Genomic DNA, 24666 nt, shown 5'->3' with positions numbered 1-24666 from the left:
TCCTTTTTATTTATCTTTATCCAATTTATTAATAGATATTTCTGAAAAATAAGTAATCAGTTAATATTATTGTTATTATTAATGTATTGTAATATTAACACAGAATGGAGCAAAAAATATGAAGCGTTCACAATTAAATGAAAAAGATAAAGAAAAATATTGTTGAGATTTTACTCACTTATTTGCTAATAACGATGCTTGAAAAAAAGCTTTACCACAATTTGATAAGTTTGCTGACCAAATTTTAACTTTAAAAGGTAAATTAAATAACATTAATAATTTTAAAAAGTATTTAACTATTGGTAAAGAAATGTCAATCCTAGGTTCTAAAGTAGTGCAGTATTTACACTATGGTAACCTAGACACAACTAATTTAGAATACCAACAATTATCTAGTTTATTTGGAATTCAACAAAGTAAAATTTCTGAAAAATTAGCATGAATTGAACCAGAAATCAAAGCCATTGGGCCAAAAACTATTAAAGGATGAATTGCTAAAGAGCCACAATTAAAAGTCTATGCTCATGATATGGAAGTATTCTTTAAATTTGAACGTTTTATTTTATCAGAACATGATGAAACTTTACTTAGTAAAGTTAGCAAATCACGAAGCGCTGCTGGGGGATTATATGATACTTTAGTTTATGCAGATAAAGAAAAAGTAATGTTTAACTACCACGATAAAGAACAAGAATTAACACAAACTTTATACTTAGATATCTTAGAAAATAGCGATCCTGTTAAAGACCAACAAGTAAGAATTGAAATGGCTAAGAAATTCACTGAAGACATTAAAAATAAAAAACACTCCCTTGCCCAAATCTATGAAAGTATTTTAGAAGTCGCTGTCGAAGAAATCAAAATTCGTAATAATGATAAAGAACCTGATAAGAAAAAACACTTAACAACTTTAGAACAAAGTTTACTAGGTGATGATGTACCATTAGTATTGTATGAAAACCTAATTAAAGCAGGACAAAAACATGCCATCTTAGTAGAACAATTTTATGATTTAAAACGCAAGTTCTTTAAACTAAAAAAATTCTATGGTACTGACACAAGTTTAAAAATGACAACTATGCCTACTAAAAAAATTACCGTTGAAGAAGGAATTGCTAGTGTAAAAGAAATTCTTGCTGTTTTAGGTGACGAATATCTAGAACAATTAGATTTAGCACTTCTTCCAGGAAGAATTGATTACTACGAAGATACTAACAAACGTGTTGGTGCATACTCAACAGGTGGTAGTGGTGTCGAACCGATTATCTTAATGAACTGAGATGATACCCTTAACTCACTAAATACTTTAGCTCATGAACTTGGACATTCAGTTCATACTTTATTCTCAGAAAAATATCAAGAATATCCTAATGCCAACTATCCAATTATTTTAGCAGAAGTAGCATCAACTGTTAATGAACACTTATCATTTGATTATTTATACAATAAAGCCACTGATGACCAAGAACGTATTTACTTATTACAAAGTCATATTGAAACAGTAATTGGTACTTTCTTCCGTCAAATCCAGTTTGCTGAATTTGAATGAAAAGCTCATCAATTAGTTGAAGCAGAAACACCATTAGATGCTGATATCTTAGCTGACCTATATGAAACGACAAGTAATAAATATGGACAAAAAGTATTAGATAAAGCTGACGAAAAAAGTAAATCATATTCATGACCACGTATTTTACATTTCTTCCAATCACCATACTATGTTTATAAATACGCTACTTCAATTACTGTATCTTACAAATTGTATGAAGACATTAAACAAGGAAAAAAAGAAAATCTAATTAATTTCTTAAAAGCAGGAGCAAGCAAATATCCCTTAGATATTTTAAAAGATGCAGGGGTTGACTTAACGCAAATTAATGTTTATAATCCATTAGTTAATAATTTAAAAAATATGATTGAACAATTAGGAAATTTAATTAATAAATAACCAAGGAGAACAAAAAATGACTGTAAAATTTGATTTTGAAGATATAAATCTAATTGCTAAAAAGGGAACTGTTAAATCACGTAAAGAATGCAATACTAGTGTAAAACTTAATGGATTTACTTTTAAAGTTCCCATTATTCCTGCCAATATGAGTGCTGTAATTGATGAAAAATTATGTGTATGATTAGCTAAAAATAATTACTTTTACGTAATGCATCGTTTTGATATTGACCAAGTTAAATTTGTAAAAATGATGCATGAAAAAGGACTATATGCTTCTATTAGTATTGGTGTTAAAAATGAAGACCGTATCTTACTAGCAGAGTTTAAGAAACTAGATACAATTCCTGAATTCATTACCATTGATATTGCCCACGGGCATAGTGATGCTATGGAAGGAATGATTAAATTTATTAAAACCACTTTTGCTAAAACAAAAACTAAACCATTTATTATTGCTGGAAATATTATGACTAAAGAAGCTGTTAAAGATTTAGAAAAATGAGGAGCTGATGCCATTAAATTTGGTGTTGGTCCTGGTAAAGCTTGTATCACTAAATTAAAAACGGGTTTTGGAACTGGTGGTTGACAATTAAATGCATTACAAGACGTAGCAAGTAGCGCTACTAAACCATTAATTGCTGATGGAGGGATTAGATGTAATGGTGACATTGCTAAAGCCATTGCCTTTGGAGCAACTATGATTATGGCCGGTAGTATCTTAGCAGGTTATGATGAAACGCCTGGTAAGATTATTAAAGAAAACGGTAATGAATACAAAGAATATTTTGGTTCAGCAAGTATTTTTAATAAAGTTGAAGCAACTAATATTGAAGGGAAAAAAATCTTAGTCCCTTACAAAGGAAGTATTGCTGCTACATATAAAGAAATTGAAGAAGACTTGCAATCAGCTATTTCTTATGCTGGTGGTAAAGATTTATCTGCTTTAACTAAATGTGATTATGTCATTGTTAAAGGTACGATTAATAATGGTGATGACCGTTAAACTAAAGATTAATATATAAAAAATGTTAGAGATAATCTAACATTTTGCTTTATTTAATATAATTAACATATTATTTGATATCAATTAATTAGTGTTAAAATAACTGTTACTTAATATTTCATTCTTTCTCTAATTTTCTCTTGATTTGTAATTTTTTCAACAACTTTTTCATTATTTAGTAAAAAACTGTGCAACGAATTATTTACTATTTCATAAACATATATAACAATCCCATATTTTATTTTTCCTTTACTTGCAAAAAGATCAGTACATTCTATAGATATTTCTAACTCATTATCTGCTAAATTAAAAGGTTGAGTTATGTTTTTTTTCTTGTTTAGATAATCATTTTTATCTATTAAAACTTTATTAGGATTATATTTTTTAAAATTTTCAATAAGCTCATGTTGCGTTTGTTGTGATTTTGTAGAAACTTTTTTACTGTTGGATGAATTTTCTAAGCAATTTTTATTTCCTATTTCACCATTACTTTTGTAAACTTTTGCTCTAACTTTTACACTTATGTCTGTACTAGAATATTCATCACCAACATTTATATTCGTATTAGTCATATATGATACAGAACTAACAAGAAGAAAACTTCGATAATTTTTATTGCTTTTAGGTATTTCATCAAAAGGTAAAATTATTTTATTTGAAGAGGGAGAGATCAGTCCAGGAAAGAAAAAGACAGTTAAAATAATTTTACCTTCTTTCTTCATTTAGTACGTTTGTTACTTGTTGAGAATTAAATTTAGAATTTATTATATTTTCTAAATTAATATAGGCTTTTATTGTATTAATAGGCATTCCATATTTGTGTTTTAAACTAGTTACTAAGGGCGCAAGCATATGAAGTCCCATCTTCTCATTTTCCTAAAAAACCATTTTTATCATCAATTACTCATGATGTAAAATCATCATCAGAATTTAATCGTATGTCATTACCAAAGTCAAAAATATTTGGTTTATCAAAAATATTAAAAATTTTACAATCACCAGAATATGAGGACTTTATTATTTTATTTTCACTATTTCTAAATAAAGAACCAACACTTAAAGACAATAATGAGAATTTCATTTTCTTTTTGAATTCTATCTAGTTGTCTACCCAATTCTGAAATTCTGCTACTTCTATTTTTTGGAGTTTCTTCAATTTCAATTGAAAGATTTCATATTTCTATTTGCTTATTGTCTTTTATTATTTGTTCTAACTGTCTTATAAAACTTGTTAAATTAATTTTATCATTCGGAATGATTCCAAAATGTTTTACTCTAAATAAACCAAGTCCATCTTTATAAATTTCATTATTAAATATATCATTCCCAGCAACAACAGAACAAACTTGGGTTCCATGTGTAAAATTTGGAAATGAATTTGATAAATCTGCTCATGAATCTATAACTCCTATTTGAAATTTTGGAATATCTCCATAATTTTCAATATTTTTTTTAACATACTGGATAATTAATTTTTAATTCTTTTATAAAAATCTATACTAGTTTTAATGTCTCTAAAATGTGGTGTACTAAATCCACTACTGTAAAGTGGACTTATAGTATTGATATTTTTTAATTTAAAGATATTTTTCATAACTAACTTAACTCCTTAGAAATATGATTTTTAACTGTTCTTCTATCTTTTTCTAAAATTTTACTTATTTCAGAAATATTTAATTTAAAATCAATAAGAAGTTTTTCATTAATTTCTTTAAATGGTTTTTTCGACAATTGTGATATTAAATTTTTATAAAGATTTTCACCTAGAAAAATATTACTATCTATTATATTTTCTATCATAGAATATGTAGCAATACTTTCAAACTTTTCATTATAATAATCAATAATTTTATTTATAATACCATAATCTATTTGCATATTATTTTTTTCAATTTTACTTATTAATACTTTATAAAATTAGTTCTTTCAACATTATTTAATTCTATGTGAACGTTAAATCTTCTAATAATAGCCTCATCAATATAATCTGTATAATTCGTGATCGCTATAATTGAGGTTGAGGTACCTATAGGAATAGAATCCATCATAATATTAAAACTACCAATCATCCTTTTGTATTCATCATTCAAAGTATTAGATCTATTTCCTAAAAAAGAATCAATTTCATCAATTAAAATAATACCTTGAGAATTTATTTTTTGTATATCTTTCAATAATAAATCTATGTTTTTTTGAGTATCTCCAAGATAAGACGAAACTATTTTAGATGCCTTTGCTATATATATATATATATTGGTAATGAACCTTTTTTGCTAAATATTTAACATAAGTGGTTTTTCCTGTTCCTGGTCTACCTAATATAAACATTTTAAAGGTCTTTGTCATAACTTTTTGATTTTTCTTTAAAAAAACTACTATATTATTGGAATATTCTGTTAAAGGATCCGATATAATCATCTTCCTCAAAAATAAAATTATAATATTCTAAAATGTCTAAGTCTTCTACCCTTTTAACACTATTACTTGCTGTTTTAATATTCTGTTTATTTATTCCTAACAAATCATATATTTCTATCGAAATAGTAACACTACCTTCTTTATATAGAAAATCCGCATATTTTTTTTTATCATTGGTATTAACTTTTCATTTTTATCTATTTTATAAATATCGATCATTTCTTTGATAATTGAAAATGCTAATTCATCTTTATTCATATTTACACTTCCTTCAAAATTCTTATATATAATTATATATTATAACTTTAAAAATATACATTATGATTTCTATTAAACTTATTTTAATTAATACCCATTGTTAACTTAATTCCTGAGTTAAAAATGAAAAGAAAAACTAACTTTCATTTTTTAAAATTAAAGTTATAATAAATTTCATTATAGGAGGAATAACGAATGCCAAGATTAACAACTGAATCAAAAGAAGAAATAATCAAATTAATAAAAGATAACTATAAAACTAGGATAATTGCTGAACGATTTGGAGTTACTCAACAAGCAATTACTCAAATTAAAAATAATTATTTAAAATATGGTAATGATAGTTTAATAGTCCAAAAAGTTGGTAGAAAACTACTTGCTGATAAAACTCCAGAACAGTTAGTTATTTTATCAATGAATACTTAAAACCAGGAATGGATTTATTTTCAACTGTACAAGAATATTATGATTTTATCATGAATAATTTTAATAAAACTCAAGTTGCAAACTGATGAAAATCAGATTTCGAAAAAACAGCGATGATTATTTATGATTCTATTGGGCAAATAATTGATTATATCAAGTTACATAATCCAAACTATAGGCATAACCATGATAATATTCCATGCTAGACTTCTGATACTGATTTCATTTTAAATACAATTTCTAGTCAATAATAAGTAAATTTTGCTTTTAATTTTGTAAAAAAAGTAGGAGAAAAATAAAAAAGGTATCAATACGACCTAAAATTCAATTTTAGGTTTTTCATTTTTTATATAACAAAGTACATGTGTTGATTGCAAAAAACCTATTCCAGGATCTAGAAGTTGATGTATTGATTATCTTTCTAAATTAATAATTAGTTTATTTTTCACTCTAATTAATATTAAATTTAGATTTTTTCTTTATATTTTCAGTATAATAGATTTAGAATAAAATTAATGTAAAGTAGGATCAAACCATGGTGGAAATCTTAAATATTAATAATAACACTATATCTATTAAGATTTTAAATAACAAAAGAACTATTTTAGATAGTTTAGGTATTAAACCTGACGGTAATAATGAATTTAACATATCTATTAACTTGTTTGCTATTAAAACCCTCCTTAATTATTGTGATGATAATAAATTAAAACTTAAACATGATGAATTACTAACCAAATGAACAAATTTACAAAAAGCAAAAAGTTTAAGTGATACTACTGGTAATCCTAAATTAAGATATTACCAACGAGTTGATGTTGCGATTTTAAAAAAAAATCAAAGATTTGGTTTATTTAATGAAATGCGAACAGGAAAAACACCAACTATTTTAGCTGCTTTATCAGAAATGAAAGTTAGCAAAGTTTTATTTGTTGTTCCAAAATCAACAATTTTACTAACTTGAGTTCCTGAACTAAAAAATTGAACTAACTTTGAATGCATTGCTATTAAAGATGACACTATTAAAATTAGAACACAAAAATATTTAGATTTTGCTAAAAGCACGAATTGCGCCTTAGTGGTTAGTAAAAATACTTTTAAAAATGATGTTAAGAATCAATTAATAACTAAATTTGATTTTACATTAGTTATCGATGAAGCTCATTTTTTACGAAATTATAAAACTGCTCAGAGCGAGTCGATTTTAGATGTTGCTAATCATGTTTCATCAGTTTATTGTTTAACAGGAACACCTGCTAATAATCATCCCAGCGATGTTTTTGGAATTTTAAAAGTCATTGATAATAAATTGTATCAAGACATAGATTATTGAGATTTTGTCGAGCGTTATTTTGGTATTATTAGAAAACGAATTACTAATTTTGTTACTATCAATTTACCTAAACCAAATATTAAACCACAACTTGCTGATGAATTTGATTATTTAGTGAAAAAAGTATCAATCATGCGTAAACAAGTTGACGTTCGTGATGAAATGCCAACTATTATCAAAAATGATTTAATTTTAACTATGCCCAAAGGGCAAATGTCTCTTTATCATGAAACATTAGAAAATATGAAAGAAGACCTATTTTACAATAAAAAAACGAAAATTACTTTCTTACAGATTTTTATGAAACTACGAACAATTTGTGCAACTCCTATTAACGAAGGAATGAAGGAATTAGGTGCTAAATTTAATTGAGTATTGGATTATTTAACAGATAATGAAACCGATTCTATTATAGTTTATAGTACTTTTAGTGACAAAGGTATTCATGTATTAAGTGAAATTTTAACTAAACACAAACTAAAACACCAAGTTATGACTGGTAAAAATATTCAAGACCAAAGAGTAAAAGCTATCAATGATTTTCAAAGTGGTGCAGTTAAAATTATCTTATGCAATATTAAAACAACTAACGTAGGAGTTACATTAGATAAAGGCGATGTGATGATTTTTCTTGACCGTGAACTAAATCCAACGGAAAACGAACAAGCTGAAAGTCGTTTTTTCCCGACTCAATTAACTGATAATAAGCCACGACAAATTATTAATTTATATTGTCAAGGAACAATTGATTTAAAAATAAAAACAATGCTTAATAATAAAATTGATATTAATAAAATCATTAATGAACAAGGTATTAAGTTTTTTGAATAATTCTTAACCTAATCTCCAAGTTATAAATAACCTAGTTTTAAAAAAGATTAGTTATACAATATTTTAAAGTTTTGTAAAATGATTTGGTTCATTTGATAAGCGATTAGTTTAACTTGACCATATAAAATAAGATTAAGATAATTACCATCATAAACTATATTTTTACTATTTGGAGGTAATAAACTATCATCTATTCGTAATTCCTCTTCATCTCATCACTCTGCTCTTCATTTTTGGTGACTTTTACTTAATAATTGACGATTATTTCTATAACAATTTAATAGTTTTTCATTAATATTTCTATTAGTTATAACTCTAATGAAATGGTTAAAATAATTATCAAATGTTTGATTTAAAAATTCTTGTTCACAATTTTGTTTTAAATTAAAATCTTTTTTGATATATTTCATAGCATACTCTAATAGTTGATGATTATAAATATATTTAAAAATAGGAAATTATCCCCGCATGTACTTGTGGAGGAAAAAATGAAACTCAACGAGTTCAACAACAGTTTTCAAACAGAAAAAGATTGTTTAAAATATATCGCAAGTTTGAAAACAATTAAATGTATCAAGTGTGACACCAAATGTCTAAATGTTTCTGATTTTAGAAGAATAAGATGTTTGAAATGTCATCAAACATTTAACATCTTACATGGCACCATTTTTTATAAGTCACAAACCAAATTGACATTTTGATTTTATCTTATCTTTAGATGAATAAACACCAAGCATGGTATACCTCTGCAACAGATCTTACAAAAGAATTAGGTGTGACTTATAAAACAGCTTGAAGAATGGATCATGAAATCAGAAATAGAATTGCAAAACAAGAATCACAACTCATTATCAATGGCATTCCACAAATGGATGAAATGTTTCTTTCATATATGGGTTCAAAAAAACAAGGGAGATCTTTGTTGAATAAAACATTGATTGTTGGCATTTATGAAAAAACAACCAATAATTTAATTGTGAAAGTTTTAAAAAAAGCAGACAAGAAAAACCTTTTGAAGTTTGCTTTGCAGCACATTTCTGTTAGCTGTCCATTGTTTACTGATTCTTGAAAAGGATATCATCAATTTGGTTATGTGTCATCAAATGGTGTCAACACAAATCAAATTGAGTCAGTGTGAAAACATTTGAGGAAGACTTTCAGAAACTCATGTCAGGGTTTCAAAAGAAAACATTCACTTATATGCCAAAGAATATGCATATAAGTTTAATAAACTTCTAACTTTTGAAACCCTGATGTTGTGCTTACTATAAGTACATGCGGGGATAATTTCCTAGGTAGGCTTTTATTCTTGTTTATGTGATAAAATTTAAAAAAGTACATAAAGGGATAAAAGCCTAAAAATATTTTTAGTGATAAATTTTCATGTTTCTGGTTTTAAATCTAAAATTTGATTGAAAAACATTCACATTATATTTTGAATAAAAGATAATTGCACATTAATAAATAATTTTTTAAAACCATTTTCCATTAATTTACTTTGAAAAACAACTTTTTTCATTAAATAATCAGATAAAACTAAAGCAAAATTACAAAGTTCATCAACTATTAATTTATTAGTAGTTATTGTTTTAATCATTTCATTTTCTTTAATTTTATCTTGATTAAATTCATCAGGATTTTTCTTTTTTAATTCTGACTTATCAATAATAAAAAATTTAAAAAGAATATAATATTCAACTCTATAATAATTAAATGATTTTGAAGTTAAAATTTTAGCAACTTCTCTTTTTGATAAAACTACAGCATTAGCTACTCTTCTAGTGTTAGGATTATATAATTTTACCTGGTGTTCTCTTGGTCAATAGCCTACTACACGAGGTATTCCGTTTAAAGACTCAATACTTGGTAATGAAAAATCACTTTTAAATAAAACAAAAAGTGAAGAATCATCAACTATTGATATTTGTTCTGTTTTGTATAATTCTCAATATTTTTCTATGATTTTGTCTTTCATTAACATAATACTTTAATCTTCCTCATTAATTTTATTTTATACTAAAACTATAGCATAATTATTACTTTTTATTATATAGGAATAAGTAAATAATAAAATTATTTACTTTATCAAAAATATGTATTAAAATTTAGCTAAATTAAATTAGAATTATACAATGAAAAGAGGGAATTTATGAAAAAACTTTTAACCATTACTACCTCATTAATTTTATCAAGTAGTACAGTAATAATTTTGGCTGATAATATAAATACTTATCAAACAGCAAATAAAATAAGAGTAAATAGCCATATTAACTGAATAAATGTTCAAAAAAACAATAATAATTATTTTAAAAACATTAAAGAAAATTATTATAAAAATCCCAGTTTAAAATTTATTTTTAAAGAGAATAAAGAAGTTAATATTGAAGATGTAATTGGCTATGCGCAAAACAAAGCAAATAGTTACACAGAAAAATTTCAAAAACAAAATTTTAATTTAAATCAAATTTTAAATACATTATCAAAAAATAATCCAAAATTTGGCAAAAAATATAATCAACATTTAAACCAAAAAGATACTATAATAAATACTAATTTACTTTCTTCAACAAATTCAGGTTTATTAAAAAATACTAATTTCTCATCTTTAGAAAACTATGTTAATAATTTAAAAATTGCTAGAACAACTTTCATTTCAATATCTGCTGCTGCAACAGGATTTTGGGCAGAGCTGCTTGATGATTTGGAATTAGCATACCTTGGGCTGTAGGAACTACAACAGCAAGTGCACTTGCTGGTGGTATAGCTTGCTAGAATAAATATAGCATTAGTAAAGTTTGACAATCAATTAAGTTCAATTAATAAATCCACCATCTCACTTTCTTCAATATATAAATTAGGACATATATCTTACGCAATACTAAACCCATTGCTAATTGGTGCTAATGCAACAGCTACGTCTTTAAGTTGAGATTTTCCAACAATTATATCTATAGTGCCCATTGCATCAGCGATATTAGCATGAATAGATTTATTTAACTAAAGAGGTAAAATATGTCAGAAATTGTATTTTTTTGTTTTATCTTTTGTATAGTATGTAGCATCGTTGGACCTTACATTACAACATACATGGCATGAATTAAATATGCCAATGATTGTAAAGAAATCTTTGCTAAACATGGAAACCTAAATAATTTAACTTTTATTATTAAAAATAATAAATACAAGTATTTAAGTATTTTTATTATTTTTAATTTATTCAATATTATCACTTTAACTGTTTTCTTATGACTATGAATTGCTGGAAATAATAACATCTATTATATTATTCCTTTTATTATTGCATTTTCATGTTCTTATATTGTCCTTTATTTTTTAATAAAATTAATCTTTACAAAATTCAAAAAGGTTGGAATGTATTCAAAAGAAGAAGCAATTAAAAATTTTAAAATTTATCAGCAAAGTCTTAATTCTGATTTAAAATTTAGGGATTTTAAATTATATAAATGTAATAAAGTTGCACCCAGAAATCAACCATTTCACTTTAATCAATGAAGATACAAAGGTAAAATTAGAAGATTAAAACACAAAAATTATAATTTAGAAAAACACGATATTAAATTATTAAGTATCTATATAAGATATTTAAAAACATATGCGAATTTTTTTAAAGCAATAGAATTTAACTCAAAAGAAGAAATAAATGATTATTATGTAGTAATTGATAATCGAAAACATCAAACTTTAGAACCTTTAAAGGACGTTTTAATTAATAATTTTTTTTTCTTGAAATAAATAGAATTGGATACATAACAAAAAAGGAAAAGTTTCAGTTAAAACAACAATATTATTTAAAAGTAATCTTAACAGTAATGATATTCTTTAATTTTTAAATAAGGATTCGAGGCTTTCCAATTAACTGTGTAAGTTAATTTTACAAAATTACTAATTCAGATTAATTCAATCTTCAAATTTTATCATAAAATGAGCGATTGCTTCATTTCAATTTTGAATTGGCATTGTTCATTTTTTGCCATTGATTCAATTTCTAAATAAAAGATTTTGAAAACTGACATGTCATTAGGAAAAACTTTCTTATTTCTTGTAACTTTTCGTAACTGACTGTTTACTGATTCAACAGCATTAGTTGTATAAATAACTTTTTTAATTGCTAGAGGATATGTAATAAAAATCATTAAATTTTCTCATTTTTTGCGTCATGATTTAGCAATTTGTGGATATAGTTTATTTCATTTAGTTTCAAATGATTCTAAATCCTGGAATGCTTGCTCTTCACTAGAAGCTTTGTAAATGGGCTTTAAATCAGCAACGAGTTCTTTGCGATGCTTGTATGAAACAAATTTTAAACTATTTCTAATTTAATGCACAATACAAAGCTGATGTTCAGTTTGTGGATAGACTGCAGTAATAGCTTGACTCATTACCGTTAGATTATCAGTACAAGCGATTAAGATATCTTTTAAACCCCTATTTTTTCATTTCTGTTAGGTTTGCTAGTCAAAACTTGGCTCCTTCATTTTCGCTAATTAAAGACCTAAAAATATCTTTATGACCAGTTAAACTAATGCCTAATGCTACACGGATTTGTTAATGCTACGTTTATCCTGCCTTACTTTAACTACTATACAATCAAAGTAAACAATTGGATAAACGGTCTCTAATGGTCGATTTCGCCATGCTTTGACATCATCAATAACATCTCAGTAATTTCACTAATTAAGCTCTCACTAATCTCAGCTCCATGATATAACTCTTGTAATTAAATTCTAATATCTGATAAAGTCATTCCTTTAGCATATAAAGAAATTACTTTTTGATCAAATCCATCAAATCGTCTTTTACGTTTCGGAACTAACATTGGTTCAAAATTACTATTACGATCTCTTGGTACATCAATTTCAACCGTACCTTGTTCAGTTATTATTCTTTTTGTTGTCGTGCCATTACGAACATTATCATTATTACTACGTTGATTTCTATCGTGTCCTAAATGATTTTGCATTTCAGAATTTAACATTTTTTCTACTAGTCTTTTGGTTAGTTCTTTATATAGTCCTCCTTCTTTAAATACTGTTGTTAAATCATCTGTATTTTCTAGTAATAAATCTACTGCTTTTGATGTTGATGAAAAAGATTACTCACTATCTCACTTTAAAGTAATCACTATTTGCTCACATATCATTTTTCTTAATTAGCTAAAAACACTATTATCTTTTATGCGTAATTAATCTTTTTATTAATAACTATTTCATCGTTTTGTTTTGCATTATGACGTTTAATTGTAATTTCTTTATTATTTTGGTTTATAGAAACTTCAGAATAACCGCCATAAAGTGCAGTACCACCTAAAACATCATAAATTGTTTTTTTACCTACAGTAAACTGGAATTATTTTTTCATCATATCTATTTGGTTCAAAGTGAATATGCCCTGTTAACATCAAAATAACATTATATTTTGCTAAAATTGTATTTTCAAATTCAGTTCTTAATTCGGTTAATGCTAGTCCTGGAGGATTATTTTGGTCAACAGTAACATCATTGTTAATCGGTGCTAAACTACATTGAACAAAATGAATTCCTGATTAATTTCAAGAATATACAGGCACTTCATCTTTTGAAGTATAATAAAGTATATGGGCTGCTGTCATAGCATTGTGTTTAACAATATTTTGATTAAGTCATGTTTGATTAAATTTAGAATTAGGCCCAGAATCGTGATTTCCAAAACCCGCTAAAGTATGATTGGAAATAGATGACATCATTGATTTATAAGAAAATAAATTACCCGTATATTCAATTCCTCCTACTAAATCACCTGAAATCACAACACCACGATTGTTATTTTTTGATAATTCTCTAGCAACAGCACTAATTGTTTGAGAACTATAAGAATGTTCATACCCAACATGAATATCTGCTGCTGCTAAAAAGTTAATTTCATTATTATTCTTTATTGTGCTTATTAAATTTGAATTTGCATTGTAAGAAAAACTACCACTAGTTATTGATAAAGCACTACTTATTGTAAGTATTAATAATATTTTTTTCATATCTTTTACACTCCATTATTAATTAAAAAATTATACATTTTTGTAAATTTGATCCTATTACTTCTCTTTGATTATCTTCTGAACTATTATTTATTGAATTTATTTGTGTTTGTGATAATAAAGAAGTTTCTTCATTGGTTTCATTTTCAGTATCATTTTCTTCAATAACTTGTCTTCTATTTTCTCAACATAATTTTACATATTCAACAGTTTTTACACTAATAGTTGATACTAATCCAATTGTTACTGTTGAAATTAAACCTCATATTGAAACACCCTTGGCTGTAGAACTATATGGATTAAGATCACTATTTATATAATCATCAATAAAATCATATTCCATAATACCTGATCATTCCGCAATCATTGTAGGAATAGAATATCATCCAGCAATACTTCCCATAACTCCACCGAAAATAGTTGAACCTAGTATAATTTTATTTTGAATTTTCTTATTTCTTTCCATCTCCTTTTTAAAATAAAAAAACCATTTGCTTTTAAAATAAAGTAACGGCTTAAAAACTTATATTAAGTTCAAGTTATAGGGGCTTTGCCCCTTGCTACTTCGTAGCACACCCCACCAACTTTTAAAAAGTTGGACAAATGGCGTAAACGCCCTAGCCAACCAACCAAGGTTCTGGTTGGCACAGACCTTAAATACATTTTACTTCTTAACAAACTTTTTATTTTTATCATAACTACGCTTACCACGAACCTTAACAACATCTTTTGCTTTATCATGTTGTAAAATATTATCTAACTTATCTAAACCAACTGCTTTAATATCATCAACAGTAAACTCTAAACCTTGTGACTGTTCATAATCCTTAACACTACTCAACTCACTTTTTAAATCATGAATATAATGCAAAGCACGACTATTATATTTTTGTAAATAAGACCTAGGAAATCACAAACTAAAAGTCATAGTCTCACCACTATAACTTGGTGGAAAACCACCCTTTTTAATTATTTTCTTAGTTTGTCTTTTCGATAAAACAATTTTATTATAATCATCAACATTAGTATAAATATTAAGTTTAAACTTAACTAAAAATAATAAAATACGCATTCTTTTAACTTGAACTATATACTCTACTTTTTCACGTGCTTGTTTCGGTATTCTATCGGGGTGTTGTTCAATCATATACATAATTCCATTAAAATTATGACCTATTAATTTACAAAACATTCCTAAACTTTCTTGTGTTTCTTTAAATTCCGGTGATAAATCATTACTATTAATCTTTAAACCTAATTCATCAAAAACAAGCATATCATTCTCTTTAAAAGCATAATTACTATTTAATCAATTAAATTTAAAAACATCATCATAAGAACAACGATAACTAAACTCATTACGCACCTTAATAGGAATAGGACTAACTACCCTACCTTTATGTTTTTGTGCTAAGCAACAAGCAAGTGCTGACTTACCAGTACGTGGTGGTGCTGAAATAATATAACTACCTACACGTTGCGATATCTTTATATTTTTTCTAGTTATTAAAAACGGATAAAAAATTATAACTAACAAAATTCCTAAAATTAAATATCCATATCAAGGCATTATCTTTCACTCCTAACCAATTAAAACCCTACTGCTTTTAAAAATACTAATAAAGTTAATACTTGTTCTAAACCACTAGTAAAATCAACATTTAAAACAGAACTAATAGTATCATCAAAAATATGTCTTAATAAACCATCAATCTTAGCAAAAAACTCTCTTAATGGTTCTACTGGTAAAAGTTTACCAACAACTCCAAAACATATACGTTCTTATAATAAAATGACCAAAAACATCATATCAACTAACTCGTTCATATTCAGGATTAAAAGGACTATTTGGGGGTACTGGTGTTATATTTTCACTTGAAAAAATATTAATTTGACCAAATCTAACTGATACCGACTGTTGTGGATTTTCAATAATAGAATTAATAGAAAAAGTTATAGTTAAATACTTCAAATTAGGAACACGAACAGGCATAGTAATAAAATTATACATATCTTGTAAATAAGAATGACTATCAACCAACCCTTTAAAAACATATTTTGTATTACCTTCATAATCTAAAAATGAAAAATTAAAACTAGAACCAAGATAATGAAAATTAAAATAATTAAAATAAAACATAAACCCTTGTATATAAAAACTTAAAGGTTTAGAAATTTCAAATTCTAACTGAACATTAAATTTTTGTTGACTAACAACACCACCAAATTCAATATAATTATCTTGCTTAGTTTGTACTAAATTATGATTAAAAATAATCCTTGAAAAAGCATTTAACTGTTCATCATCAAAAATCAAATGACTAGTAAAATCAACATGTTTTTGTAAAACACCTGCAACATCACTAACATAATTTAAAAAATATTGATAATCAGGATGAAAATAATCATAAAAATAACCACTTACTAATTTTAAATCAGGTTGGTCAATATCAAAATAAGCAGAATTTCATGGAATTGTTGCTCAATCATCAAAACTATGATATTTAACATGCTTAACCATATCATCTGTAATATCATAATTAACAACATTAGGGTCATTAGAAACAATCAAAGAAGTAGGTGCTTGTACAGAAGTATTTATAATTAAAAATAATTTAGCAAACTTAAATCACATAATTATTTACCAAATAAACACTTTAAAATTCACCATGAACCATAAAATAAAACAAATCCAATAAAAAACTGAGTTCCATAAACTACTAAATTTCATAAAATAATAGTAAAAGCATCAACCGGACTACCTATAAACATAGTTCAATAATCAACTATACATTGATGTATTTGATTATAAATATCTCAAACACTCATAAAAAACACCTACCCAAACAATGACCTAAAAATAAATTTAATACTACGATAAATAAAATTAAAAAATACTCCTAATACAAGTCAAAAAGTTAAATTAAACAAAATATAAACTTCATTAGTAACATCAACCGTTTGATTTAAAAACATAGAAATATCATTATTAGAAAATATAAAAATAAAATGCAAAATACTAACAACAAAATCAGACATAATTAATCACCTACATTAATTCCACTAACATCTTGTGTTTGTTTATAACCGTTAGCAACAGAGACTTACCAACTGAAACAGAAGCCTTACCAATTTTCTTAACACCATAACCTAATCCTAATGTTGGTAACATTAATTCGGGTAAAATCACTCTAAATGCAAATCTAAGCAAAATTAAAAATACCATTAACGTACCTAAATTAAAACCTAAGTCACCAATTGGAAAACTAAAAAACTTCATAAATATTTGACTAAATAATTTCATCACTGTTGTAATAAAAGGTATAAACATAATTCCACTTCCTAATGTCTCGTAAATCTAAATAATCCTAAAATTAAATAAAAAACAAAACTAACATTTATTAAAGCAAGGATTGGCAAAGGCAAAGTATACAAACTATCATAAAAGAACGACTTAATAAAAAGTGTAACAGTATGCAATCCAGTAAATGAACTTAAATACTGCATATAAATAGTTTGAACTAATGTATTAACAGTTGGTAAAAGTTTACCTAACAAAGGCAAAACAAAAACTAAACTAAAAAATAACTTTACCATTTGCTTATTCCTTTCTAATTACTAATGAGTTCCATGAATAATATGACCAACAAATTGTTTAATAAACACTAATACCATAAATACAATTGAAATTAGCACTGGTCAATTTGTAAGCCACCATCACCAGTTGTAAATACTCAACCAAAAATAAGTAAAAGCATTTAATAATTGTTGTCCAACACCACCTATCATGGTTAATAAGGCACTTAATCCTGTTGGCATATTAATCACCCCCTTTCTCTAATTCTTTTTGTTGTTTTTCCATTTCCAATCTACGTTTTTTCTTTTCAAAATCTTTACGACAATATAAACAATCAGGGTCACTATCATTTTCCTTTACATGTTTTTTATGTTTTCATTTTTGAATACCTTCACGTATTCAATTACGAGAAAATCAAAGAATAAGACCAAAACCACCCATATATGCTAAATATTTAACTATCTCTTTCATATCCATTATTTTCTACCCCCTAAAAAATCATCATAATTCATATTTTCATTTAATCTTTGTTCAAAATTTCTTTTTGCTTTTTTCTTATGCAATTTCTCTCTTGACATATTTTTTCACTTTATCTTTTTCATTTTAAACACCACCTAACGTATAAGCATAAGAATAATCCCAATTTAAACTTGCTCTATCTAAATTAATTTCAGACATACTATCGTTTAAATCAACATCAACCATACCGTCATCTGTACTTTGATAATCATTAATACTAACATTAATTAATCTTGCTATTTCATCAGTAAATACTTCTTGTAATTCTGTATTATTATGTGTATTTCCCAATGGTAATAATAAAGTATTAATAATCTCACTTGCTCCGGCAATAATCGTAGAAACTGCATAAGCATTATTAAAATCATTATTAATACCCATTGCTACACCACTACTAATTAAAAACCCACCAGTTGCCATATTACAAATCTTTCTTATACTCTCAAAACGATTAGGAATTAATTCACTTAAACCACTAACAACATTCGCTATACCAAAACTATTTAAAGACACATAAGTATCTCAATCTACAAAAGGTACATCAACTATCGGTTTAACAGTTGTAAATGGTGGATAAGTTGGTTTAGGTGGTTCAGTTGGACACGGTGGTCAAAAACAAGGTTCATCTTTTAATAAAGACACAGACTTATCTACATATTGAACAAACTTAGCATAATTTATTAAACCAATTGTTCCTAAACCTAATAATATTTTTTTACTACTATTAATAAATTTAGTTTTAGAAGAAGGTCTTTGATTAATATTCCATATATCAATTCCTAATTTCTTACTAAATAATAAAGAATTAATACTTCCCAATATTGGGTCTTTTAAATATTGACCATAATAAACACCAACTCCAATCATAGCACTTAATGGACTTAATCCTATTCTTACTATCTTTGTTGAAGTATAATTACTAATTTGCTCTATTTCGTTAGGCATAAATAAAACTCCTTACTATTAATAAGGAGCATATTTATACCAATTTGTATAATTGGGAGTAAAGTACACAAAAAAGTATAAATATACTCCCTATTTAGTTTTTTTAATTTTCTTTTTGTTGTAATTGTTCTTTTCTCATTGTTTTATTTAACGCAATATCTAATATACAATTTGGACAATAATATTGTTTAGTATATAAATTTTGTAAAACTTTCTTAGGACAAATAACTTGGTCACAAAGTTTACACATATACATTGACAAATGAAATAACTGTTCACAAGCATAATTACTTATCTTTTTATTCAATAATATCAACAATAATACCGGATAAATCCAAAACTAAATTATAATAATTACCAACTTTTAAAGTTAATTTATGTAAATATTTTGAAAAATCATTAACTACTAATGGGTTATACCACTTATCTCTTACTTTACCAGTAGAAATATTTGTTTGTTTATTAATTTCTAAAAAAGTCAAAACATCAAAATTTAAAAACTTACCATAATTATTTTTATCAGGTATAATCTTATCTTTTTCAATATTAACTAACTGAGTTTTAAACATAAAAATTGCCAATCCTTTCTAAAAATTTTAATAAAAAATTAATAAAAGAATTGGCAAACAATAAGTAATTAAACTATAAATAAAAAATAATCTAATAAAAAAAGTTTTTAAATGAAGTATTTAACTATCCCGGACAAGGAATTGTATTACCAATTCAAATAAGCTAAATACTATTTAAAAACTAGTTTTAAAAAATATTTACTTACAATATTATAATAACATAATAAATAAAAATTTCAACAAATTAATAATAAAATAGCAGACACCATTATTCCTTGTCCGAACAACAACAGTACCTGCACAATTAAAGTATAACAAAAACACAAAAAAATACAAATAATAAAAATTAAATAATCAAAAATGAAAATATTAAAAACAACAAAATTAAATTTTAATTAATGTAAAACTCTTTTTTGCAAAAATACTTTTTCAATTTTACTTTTATCAAAAACTTTATATAGAAAATCTAAAATTTCATTTCTATTAAATTTATTTTTCAATCAATACCTAAACCGTAAACTTTCTAAACTTACATATTGCTGAAAATCTCTAAAATAATCATCAGTAACATTATAATCATAACTTCCACCAATTAAATAAGTAACACCTTGTTCACTTTTCTTAGTTTTAAACAAATAAAACTCTTTTGCCTTTTCACACGCTTTAACTAAATCTTGTAAAAGTAAATTTTTAACACCACGAACTATAATCGGATTTTTACAATTACGACTAAAAGAATACGCCTGAACACCAACATCTTTTTGATTTAAAGACTTAATATTCTCTTGCACTTTTGTTACATACTTACTTAAATACTTAACAACAAATTCATTAGTACCTTTTTTAACAACAATTAATTTAATACCCGATTTTTGAGCATATGGTCATCACTGAAATATCATACTATAAGGTATTTTACGATTAAAAACTATATGAAAATGTACTGCTCCACGCTTTTGATACTCATAAACATAAAAATACTTCAATTCACCCATATATTTAGCACGCTTAGGGTCATTTCATCAACGCTTTAAACGTTTAAAGAATATAGAAATATCATGTTTTGCTTTTCTAATATCAGTTTCATTCTGCTGATAAGTCAAAGTTAAAAAACTTAAAACCTTAGCATTATAAAAATTATGTAATGCTTTTTGAATTAATTTAGACTTAGTACGAACATTATTATGTCTTAACTTACTATCATTACCCACATTCTTAACACCATTCTCATTACGTTTATTATTGAAAACATCAATTGGCAAAACAACATTCTTAACATAACAAGCATAAAAAATCTTTTTAACATAAAAATTATATAAAATATTCATTTATAAAACATCCCGGACAAGAATTTTTTAATAAAATTAAATGATTTATAAACTAATACAAATCTTTAATAATCATATCATAAAAAAATAAAAAAAATATCAAATTTAACCTTAAAATAAACTTCGCGGTGAAAAATGATACTTAATAAATTATTATATACTTATTCTTCTTTGATAATGTTGAATATAACCTTTTAAAGAGTATTAGTGTTAATTATTTCTTTCTATAATTCAAGAAAATATTTATTAACTGTATCCACATTTATCCTGACTATTTTAATTATGACTACTTGCTTAATATTATATAGGTATTTCAAATTATTATGTTTATGTGCAAATTAATAAAAATTAAAAATTAATTTTAAGACAAATAAGTGAATTTAAAATAGTTAGTAAAGTTCAACTGATAAAAATTACAATTGCTATTAAAAATTCCAAAGGTATTTTACTAGTAGTTTTATAACTACAGTTATAATAATCATCCCTTTTAATATTTTTTTAGCAAAACTACATGCTCAATTAAACGAAGATAAAAAATTATACTCATACTGAATAAATTATCTTACGGGTTATCTTTAATTTTTGTATAAAATCCTGGTTAGTTAAGTTGTAAATAACCATCTATTTAATAACTTCTGAAACATGAGGCAAATTAAAAGCTTTTCATGCTAAACTATCTGCTTCGTCATTTAAAACATTACCAGAATGTCCTTTAATTCATTTAAAATAAATTTTTACATCTTTAGCAACTTTATCATAAAATACTTTATAAGCTTTAGTTTCTGGCTTTGTGGTTTTTCATTCACCAGTACATCATTTTCTAATACCATCATAATCATGACAAATAAGCAGTGATTTCACATTATTATTTAAGACTAACTGCATAGCTTTTTGCGCACCCATAATTTCACCAGCAACATTTCTTAATTTTACTCAATTTTCATCATTAAATTTTTCACAATAAGTAGTTTTTTTACCTTTATTAATAAAAACTAATCCATATGAAAATTGATTTAGTTCTTCATTAAAACTACCATCAGTATAAGCAATTACTTCATAATGATGATTATAACTTGGTTGATTGTGGGAACTTGGGGATGGTTTGGTATCATCTATGTACCCTTGAGCATCAGTTGGATTATCAAAGCGTTTGTATTGTGCTCCTGAAAAACCACTTATTTGTTCTAAGCATTCTTCTCATGTTTCATAGATGCCAATTCTACGACCTTTTTTTACTGCATAAAATTTATTTGCCATTTTAACTACTCCTTGTCTTTTTCTTCTTGATTAATACTATTTAAAATAACGTTTTTTGCGGTTAAACCTAATTTAAATCTAAATTGGTCATTTTCAATTTTTAAAATATTAATTTGTTCTTCTAATTGATAAATATCTTTTTCTAAATTCTTAATTTTAAAATAAGGATTTTGTTCAAAAGTGAAACTAACAAATTTTGATATTAACCCTTGCTGTTCTGAACTAGTTAATTGATAAGCATCGTTTGTAGAAAAATTAACTTATCTCTCTTTCAAATCACTAGAATTAACCTTCAATTCCCTTAGAATAAAAATAACCAGTTTTATTATTAATTTTTAAAATTAAAGGTTTTTCATATGTTTTTTCATCAAGTAAATGCGTTCCTCATCAAATTAAAGATGTTTGTGTTTTGTATTTTAATAATATAGTTGGCCTTCCGTATTCATGATCTAATTCGTTTGTTTTATGTAATTTGTAAACACTCATATTTTTATTAAAATCATTATTTTTATTCATTTTTAAAAACCTCTATTTTCTATTGAAAATTATTGCAAATTAATTTTATTATGTTATTATTTATATATCAGAGTTCACCTTTGATAAATTTTGAGGGGTAGTAATATCCTGTTGGGTAACCAAACCTGGTGCAAATTAGAGAACCTTTTGGTTCTTTTTTTATTTTATAATTTTCACTTAAAAACCCACATGCAATCTACTAAATCTTATCATATCATTACTCTGTTTTATGAAAAAACAAAATGTTTTTAATTTACATTCTCATTTTTTGTAGTATGATATTCTTACAACTAAATAAACCTAAAACTTTAGATGTTCGGGAAAAGGATGAGAATTCATTGCTGTCCCACAGCAACTGTAATGCTGATGAACGTTATTATAACCATTGAAGATAAATCTTTGAGAAGGGTAACTAGTAAAATGAAGCTAAGCCAGTAGACCGGTCTAAATTTTTAAATAGTAGTTATTCCTGGGGATGGATCAACGATTGTTATAGTAACGATATTTTCATACTTTAATAGTAAGAAAATTATATCTTTATTTTTAATAATTAATGATAAATTTGTGCAAACACCGACAGGAAACTTAGGTGTTTTTTAGTTCTTTTTTTTATATAGGGGGTATAAAATATCAAATTGTATTAATTTTATTTATAAATATGAAAGGAAAACTATATGACAAAAGGCAATAAATATTATCAAAAATCATTATCACCTTTAGCATATGCTATGAATAATTTTCAAGGAAAAATGCGTTCTATAAATTGAAATGTTATCAATGATGATAAAGATTTAGAAGTATGAACTAGAATTACACAAAACTTTTGATTACCAGAAAAAATTCCCGTATCAAATGATTTAACATCTTGAAGAACATTAAACCCAGAATGACAGCAACTCATCACACGAACTTTTACTGGTTTAACGTTATTAGATACTATTCAAGCAACAATTGGTGACACAGCCCAAATTCCTAACTCATTGACTGATCATGAACAAGTTATTTATGCTAATTTTGCTTTTATGGTTGGTGTTCATGCACGATCATATGGAACAATATTTTCAACTCTATGTTCAAGTGAACAAATTGAAGAGGCACATGAATGAGTTATTAATACACAAAGTTTACAAGCTCGTGCTCGTGTTTTAATCCCTTACTACGTTGGTGATGATGTTTTAAAATCAAAAGTAGCAGCAGCACTTATGCCTGGATTTTTATTATATGGTGGATTTTACTTACCATTTTATTTATCAGCACGTGGGAAATTATCAAATACCTCAGATATTATTAGATTAATTTTAAGAGATAAAGTTATTCATAATTATTATAGTGGCTACAAATATCAAAGAAAAGTTGAAAAATTATCAGTTGAAAAACAAATAGCAATGAAAAAATTCGTATTTGATTTGTTATTTGAATTAATAGAATTAGAAAAAACTTATTTACTAGAACTTTATGAAGGTTTTGGTTTAGCTGATGATGCTATTAAATTTAGTTTATATAATGCTGGTAAATTTTTACAAAATTTAGGTTATGATTCACCATTCACAGAAGAAGAAACTAGAATTAAACCAGAAATATTTACCCAATTATCAGCCAGAGCAGATGAAAATCATGACTTCTTCTCGGGAAATGGTTCATCTTATGTTATGGGGATAACAGAAGAAACAACCGATGAAGATTGAGAATTTTAATTAAAAAGGA

Annotated in this window: 35 protein-coding genes, 1 pseudogene and 1 riboswitch; of the genes and pseudogenes, 8 read left to right on the top strand and 28 right to left on the bottom strand. The window is 25.6% G+C overall.

Annotated elements, in window-relative coordinates:
* The first annotated feature begins 118 nt into the window (after positions 1 to 118).
* On the top strand, positions 119 to 1948 hold the full coding sequence (pepF, locus tag AAHM98_RS00550) for an oligoendopeptidase F (protein ID WP_342276579.1): 1830 nt from the start codon (positions 119 to 121) through the stop codon (positions 1946 to 1948).
* Positions 1949 to 1964: 16 nt separating this feature from the next.
* Positions 1965 to 2954: a GMP reductase gene (locus tag AAHM98_RS00545; RefSeq protein ID WP_342276578.1), complete on the top strand. Its 990-nt coding sequence runs from the start codon at positions 1965 to 1967 to the stop codon at positions 2952 to 2954.
* A 110-nt stretch (positions 2955 to 3064) separates the two neighbouring features.
* On the opposite strand, the gene AAHM98_RS00540 is transcribed toward AAHM98_RS00545, so the two are convergent.
* The 7 genes from AAHM98_RS00540 to AAHM98_RS00515 all read right to left on the bottom strand — a co-directional run bounded on the left by AAHM98_RS00540 (position 3065) and on the right by AAHM98_RS00515 (position 5630).
* Positions 3065 to 3676, bottom strand: coding sequence for a hypothetical protein (locus tag AAHM98_RS00540; RefSeq protein ID WP_342276577.1), 612 nt, complete (start codon positions 3674 to 3676; stop codon positions 3065 to 3067).
* Positions 3677 to 3783: 107 nt separating this feature from the next.
* Positions 3784 to 4035: a hypothetical protein gene (locus AAHM98_RS00535; protein WP_342276576.1), complete on the bottom strand. Its 252-nt coding sequence runs from the start codon at positions 4033 to 4035 to the stop codon at positions 3784 to 3786.
* Between the two features lie 387 nt (positions 4036 to 4422).
* On the bottom strand, positions 4423 to 4548 hold the full coding sequence (locus tag AAHM98_RS00530) for a hypothetical protein (protein ID WP_342276575.1): 126 nt from the start codon (positions 4546 to 4548) through the stop codon (positions 4423 to 4425).
* A 2-nt stretch (positions 4549 to 4550) separates the two neighbouring features.
* Positions 4551 to 4832, bottom strand: a complete 282-nt coding sequence (locus tag AAHM98_RS00525; RefSeq protein ID WP_342276574.1) for a hypothetical protein — start codon at positions 4830 to 4832, stop codon at positions 4551 to 4553.
* A 23-nt stretch (positions 4833 to 4855) separates the two neighbouring features.
* A complete protein-coding gene (locus AAHM98_RS00520) occupies positions 4856 to 5200 on the bottom strand; it encodes an ATP-binding protein (protein ID WP_342277241.1) in 345 nt (114 codons plus the stop codon).
* Positions 5178 to 5300: an ATPase/DNA packaging protein gene (locus AAHM98_RS08980; RefSeq protein ID WP_425289589.1), complete on the bottom strand. Its 123-nt coding sequence runs from the start codon at positions 5298 to 5300 to the stop codon at positions 5178 to 5180. Before AAHM98_RS08980 ends, AAHM98_RS00520 begins: the two co-directional genes overlap by 23 nt.
* Before the next feature lie 186 nt (positions 5301 to 5486).
* Positions 5487 to 5630, bottom strand: a complete 144-nt coding sequence (locus AAHM98_RS00515) for a hypothetical protein (protein WP_342276573.1) — start codon at positions 5628 to 5630, stop codon at positions 5487 to 5489.
* Between the two features lie 195 nt (positions 5631 to 5825).
* Here AAHM98_RS00515 and AAHM98_RS00510 point away from each other — a divergent pair, with 195 nt between their 5' ends.
* Together AAHM98_RS00510 and AAHM98_RS00505 are read left to right on the top strand one after the other, a co-directional pair.
* On the top strand, positions 5826 to 6056 hold the full coding sequence (locus AAHM98_RS00510; protein WP_342276572.1) for a helix-turn-helix domain-containing protein: 231 nt from the start codon (positions 5826 to 5828) through the stop codon (positions 6054 to 6056).
* A 535-nt stretch (positions 6057 to 6591) separates the two neighbouring features.
* Complete coding sequence (locus tag AAHM98_RS00505; RefSeq protein WP_342276571.1) at positions 6592 to 8220, top strand: DEAD/DEAH box helicase; 1629 nt, start codon at positions 6592 to 6594, stop codon at positions 8218 to 8220.
* 47 nt (positions 8221 to 8267) lie between these two features.
* On the opposite strand, the gene AAHM98_RS00500 is transcribed toward AAHM98_RS00505, so the two are convergent.
* Positions 8268 to 8630 (bottom strand): hypothetical protein, encoded by a 363-nt coding sequence (locus tag AAHM98_RS00500; protein ID WP_342276570.1) that lies wholly within the window; start codon positions 8628 to 8630, stop codon positions 8268 to 8270.
* Between the two features lie 308 nt (positions 8631 to 8938).
* On the opposite strand from AAHM98_RS00500, the gene AAHM98_RS00495 reads away from it, so the two are divergent.
* Complete coding sequence (locus tag AAHM98_RS00495; RefSeq protein WP_342276569.1) at positions 8939 to 9442, top strand: IS1595 family transposase; 504 nt, start codon at positions 8939 to 8941, stop codon at positions 9440 to 9442.
* A gap of 105 nt (positions 9443 to 9547) precedes the next feature.
* On the opposite strand, the gene AAHM98_RS00490 is transcribed toward AAHM98_RS00495, so the two are convergent.
* Positions 9548 to 10201 (bottom strand): hypothetical protein, encoded by a 654-nt coding sequence (locus tag AAHM98_RS00490; protein WP_342276568.1) that lies wholly within the window; start codon positions 10199 to 10201, stop codon positions 9548 to 9550.
* 168 nt (positions 10202 to 10369) lie between these two features.
* Between AAHM98_RS00490 and AAHM98_RS00485 the strand changes: the two genes are divergently transcribed.
* Together AAHM98_RS00485 and AAHM98_RS00480 are read left to right on the top strand one after the other, a co-directional pair.
* The gene (locus tag AAHM98_RS00485) at positions 10370 to 10948 is read left to right on the top strand and encodes a hypothetical protein (RefSeq protein WP_342276567.1); all 579 of its coding nucleotides are present in this window, start codon (positions 10370 to 10372) and stop codon (positions 10946 to 10948) included.
* Between the two features lie 284 nt (positions 10949 to 11232).
* Complete coding sequence (locus tag AAHM98_RS00480) at positions 11233 to 11973, top strand: hypothetical protein (protein ID WP_342276566.1); 741 nt, start codon at positions 11233 to 11235, stop codon at positions 11971 to 11973.
* A gap of 179 nt (positions 11974 to 12152) precedes the next feature.
* Here the strand turns inward: AAHM98_RS00480 and AAHM98_RS00475 are convergent.
* From AAHM98_RS00475 to AAHM98_RS00385, 19 genes and pseudogenes are all read right to left on the bottom strand, one after another.
* Positions 12153 to 12842: pseudogene (locus tag AAHM98_RS00475) on the bottom strand (IS256 family transposase).
* Between the two features lie 116 nt (positions 12843 to 12958).
* The gene (locus AAHM98_RS00470; protein ID WP_425289595.1) at positions 12959 to 13279 is read right to left on the bottom strand and encodes a transposase; all 321 of its coding nucleotides are present in this window, start codon (positions 13277 to 13279) and stop codon (positions 12959 to 12961) included.
* A gap of 504 nt (positions 13280 to 13783) precedes the next feature.
* Positions 13784 to 14251: a hypothetical protein gene (locus AAHM98_RS00465; protein ID WP_342276565.1), complete on the bottom strand. Its 468-nt coding sequence runs from the start codon at positions 14249 to 14251 to the stop codon at positions 13784 to 13786.
* A 22-nt stretch (positions 14252 to 14273) separates the two neighbouring features.
* Entirely contained in the window at positions 14274 to 14717 is a 444-nt protein-coding gene (locus tag AAHM98_RS00460) for a hypothetical protein (RefSeq protein ID WP_342276564.1), read from the bottom strand.
* 198 nt (positions 14718 to 14915) lie between these two features.
* On the bottom strand, positions 14916 to 15821 hold the full coding sequence (locus AAHM98_RS00455; protein ID WP_342276563.1) for a hypothetical protein: 906 nt from the start codon (positions 15819 to 15821) through the stop codon (positions 14916 to 14918).
* A 183-nt stretch (positions 15822 to 16004) separates the two neighbouring features.
* Positions 16005 to 16886, bottom strand: a complete 882-nt coding sequence (locus AAHM98_RS00450) for a hypothetical protein (protein ID WP_342276562.1) — start codon at positions 16884 to 16886, stop codon at positions 16005 to 16007.
* Positions 16887 to 16888: 2 nt separating this feature from the next.
* Positions 16889 to 17080 carry a hypothetical protein gene (locus AAHM98_RS00445; protein ID WP_342276561.1) on the bottom strand — a complete coding sequence of 64 codons (192 nt, stop codon included), beginning with the start codon at positions 17078 to 17080 and terminating at the stop codon, positions 16889 to 16891.
* A gap of 9 nt (positions 17081 to 17089) precedes the next feature.
* Positions 17090 to 17290 carry a hypothetical protein gene (locus AAHM98_RS00440; RefSeq protein ID WP_342276560.1) on the bottom strand — a complete coding sequence of 67 codons (201 nt, stop codon included), beginning with the start codon at positions 17288 to 17290 and terminating at the stop codon, positions 17090 to 17092.
* A 10-nt stretch (positions 17291 to 17300) separates the two neighbouring features.
* Positions 17301 to 17582, bottom strand: coding sequence for a hypothetical protein (locus AAHM98_RS00435; RefSeq protein WP_342276559.1), 282 nt, complete (start codon positions 17580 to 17582; stop codon positions 17301 to 17303).
* An 11-nt stretch (positions 17583 to 17593) separates the two neighbouring features.
* Positions 17594 to 17848, bottom strand: a complete 255-nt coding sequence (locus AAHM98_RS00430) for a hypothetical protein (protein WP_342276008.1) — start codon at positions 17846 to 17848, stop codon at positions 17594 to 17596.
* A 21-nt stretch (positions 17849 to 17869) separates the two neighbouring features.
* Positions 17870 to 18070 carry a hypothetical protein gene (locus tag AAHM98_RS00425; RefSeq protein ID WP_342276558.1) on the bottom strand — a complete coding sequence of 67 codons (201 nt, stop codon included), beginning with the start codon at positions 18068 to 18070 and terminating at the stop codon, positions 17870 to 17872.
* 1 nt (position 18071) lies between these two features.
* A complete protein-coding gene (locus AAHM98_RS00420) occupies positions 18072 to 18305 on the bottom strand; it encodes a hypothetical protein (RefSeq protein ID WP_342276557.1) in 234 nt (77 codons plus the stop codon).
* Positions 18305 to 18430, bottom strand: coding sequence for a hypothetical protein (locus AAHM98_RS00415; RefSeq protein ID WP_342276011.1), 126 nt, complete (start codon positions 18428 to 18430; stop codon positions 18305 to 18307). Before AAHM98_RS00415 ends, AAHM98_RS00420 begins: the two co-directional genes overlap by 1 nt.
* A gap of 1 nt (position 18431) precedes the next feature.
* A complete protein-coding gene (locus tag AAHM98_RS00410) occupies positions 18432 to 19292 on the bottom strand; it encodes a hypothetical protein (protein WP_342276556.1) in 861 nt (286 codons plus the stop codon).
* A gap of 103 nt (positions 19293 to 19395) precedes the next feature.
* Complete coding sequence (locus AAHM98_RS00405; RefSeq protein WP_342276555.1) at positions 19396 to 19599, bottom strand: hypothetical protein; 204 nt, start codon at positions 19597 to 19599, stop codon at positions 19396 to 19398.
* Entirely contained in the window at positions 19592 to 19861 is a 270-nt protein-coding gene (locus AAHM98_RS00400; RefSeq protein ID WP_342276554.1) for a hypothetical protein, read from the bottom strand. The genes AAHM98_RS00405 and AAHM98_RS00400 overlap by 8 nt, the downstream gene beginning before the upstream one ends.
* Before the next feature lie 395 nt (positions 19862 to 20256).
* Positions 20257 to 21189 carry a rolling circle replication-associated protein gene (locus AAHM98_RS00395; protein ID WP_342276553.1) on the bottom strand — a complete coding sequence of 311 codons (933 nt, stop codon included), beginning with the start codon at positions 21187 to 21189 and terminating at the stop codon, positions 20257 to 20259.
* Between the two features lie 621 nt (positions 21190 to 21810).
* The gene (locus tag AAHM98_RS00390) at positions 21811 to 22446 is read right to left on the bottom strand and encodes a ribonuclease H family protein (RefSeq protein ID WP_342276552.1); all 636 of its coding nucleotides are present in this window, start codon (positions 22444 to 22446) and stop codon (positions 21811 to 21813) included.
* Positions 22447 to 22731: 285 nt separating this feature from the next.
* Positions 22732 to 22962: a hypothetical protein gene (locus AAHM98_RS00385; protein ID WP_342276551.1), complete on the bottom strand. Its 231-nt coding sequence runs from the start codon at positions 22960 to 22962 to the stop codon at positions 22732 to 22734.
* A gap of 293 nt (positions 22963 to 23255) precedes the next feature.
* Positions 23256 to 23424: riboswitch (cobalamin riboswitch) on the top strand.
* 212 nt (positions 23425 to 23636) lie between these two features.
* Between AAHM98_RS00385 and nrdF the strand changes: the two genes are divergently transcribed.
* Positions 23637 to 24656 (top strand): class 1b ribonucleoside-diphosphate reductase subunit beta, encoded by a 1020-nt coding sequence (gene nrdF, locus AAHM98_RS00380; RefSeq protein WP_342276550.1) that lies wholly within the window; start codon positions 23637 to 23639, stop codon positions 24654 to 24656.
* The last annotated feature ends 10 nt before the right edge of the window (positions 24657 to 24666 follow it).

Source organism: Spiroplasma endosymbiont of Nebria brevicollis, from assembly GCF_964030895.1.
Classification (GTDB): domain Bacteria; phylum Bacillota_I; class Bacilli_A; order Mycoplasmatales; family VBWQ01; genus Spiroplasma_E.
This window is presented reverse-complemented; position numbering and strand designations above follow the sequence as displayed.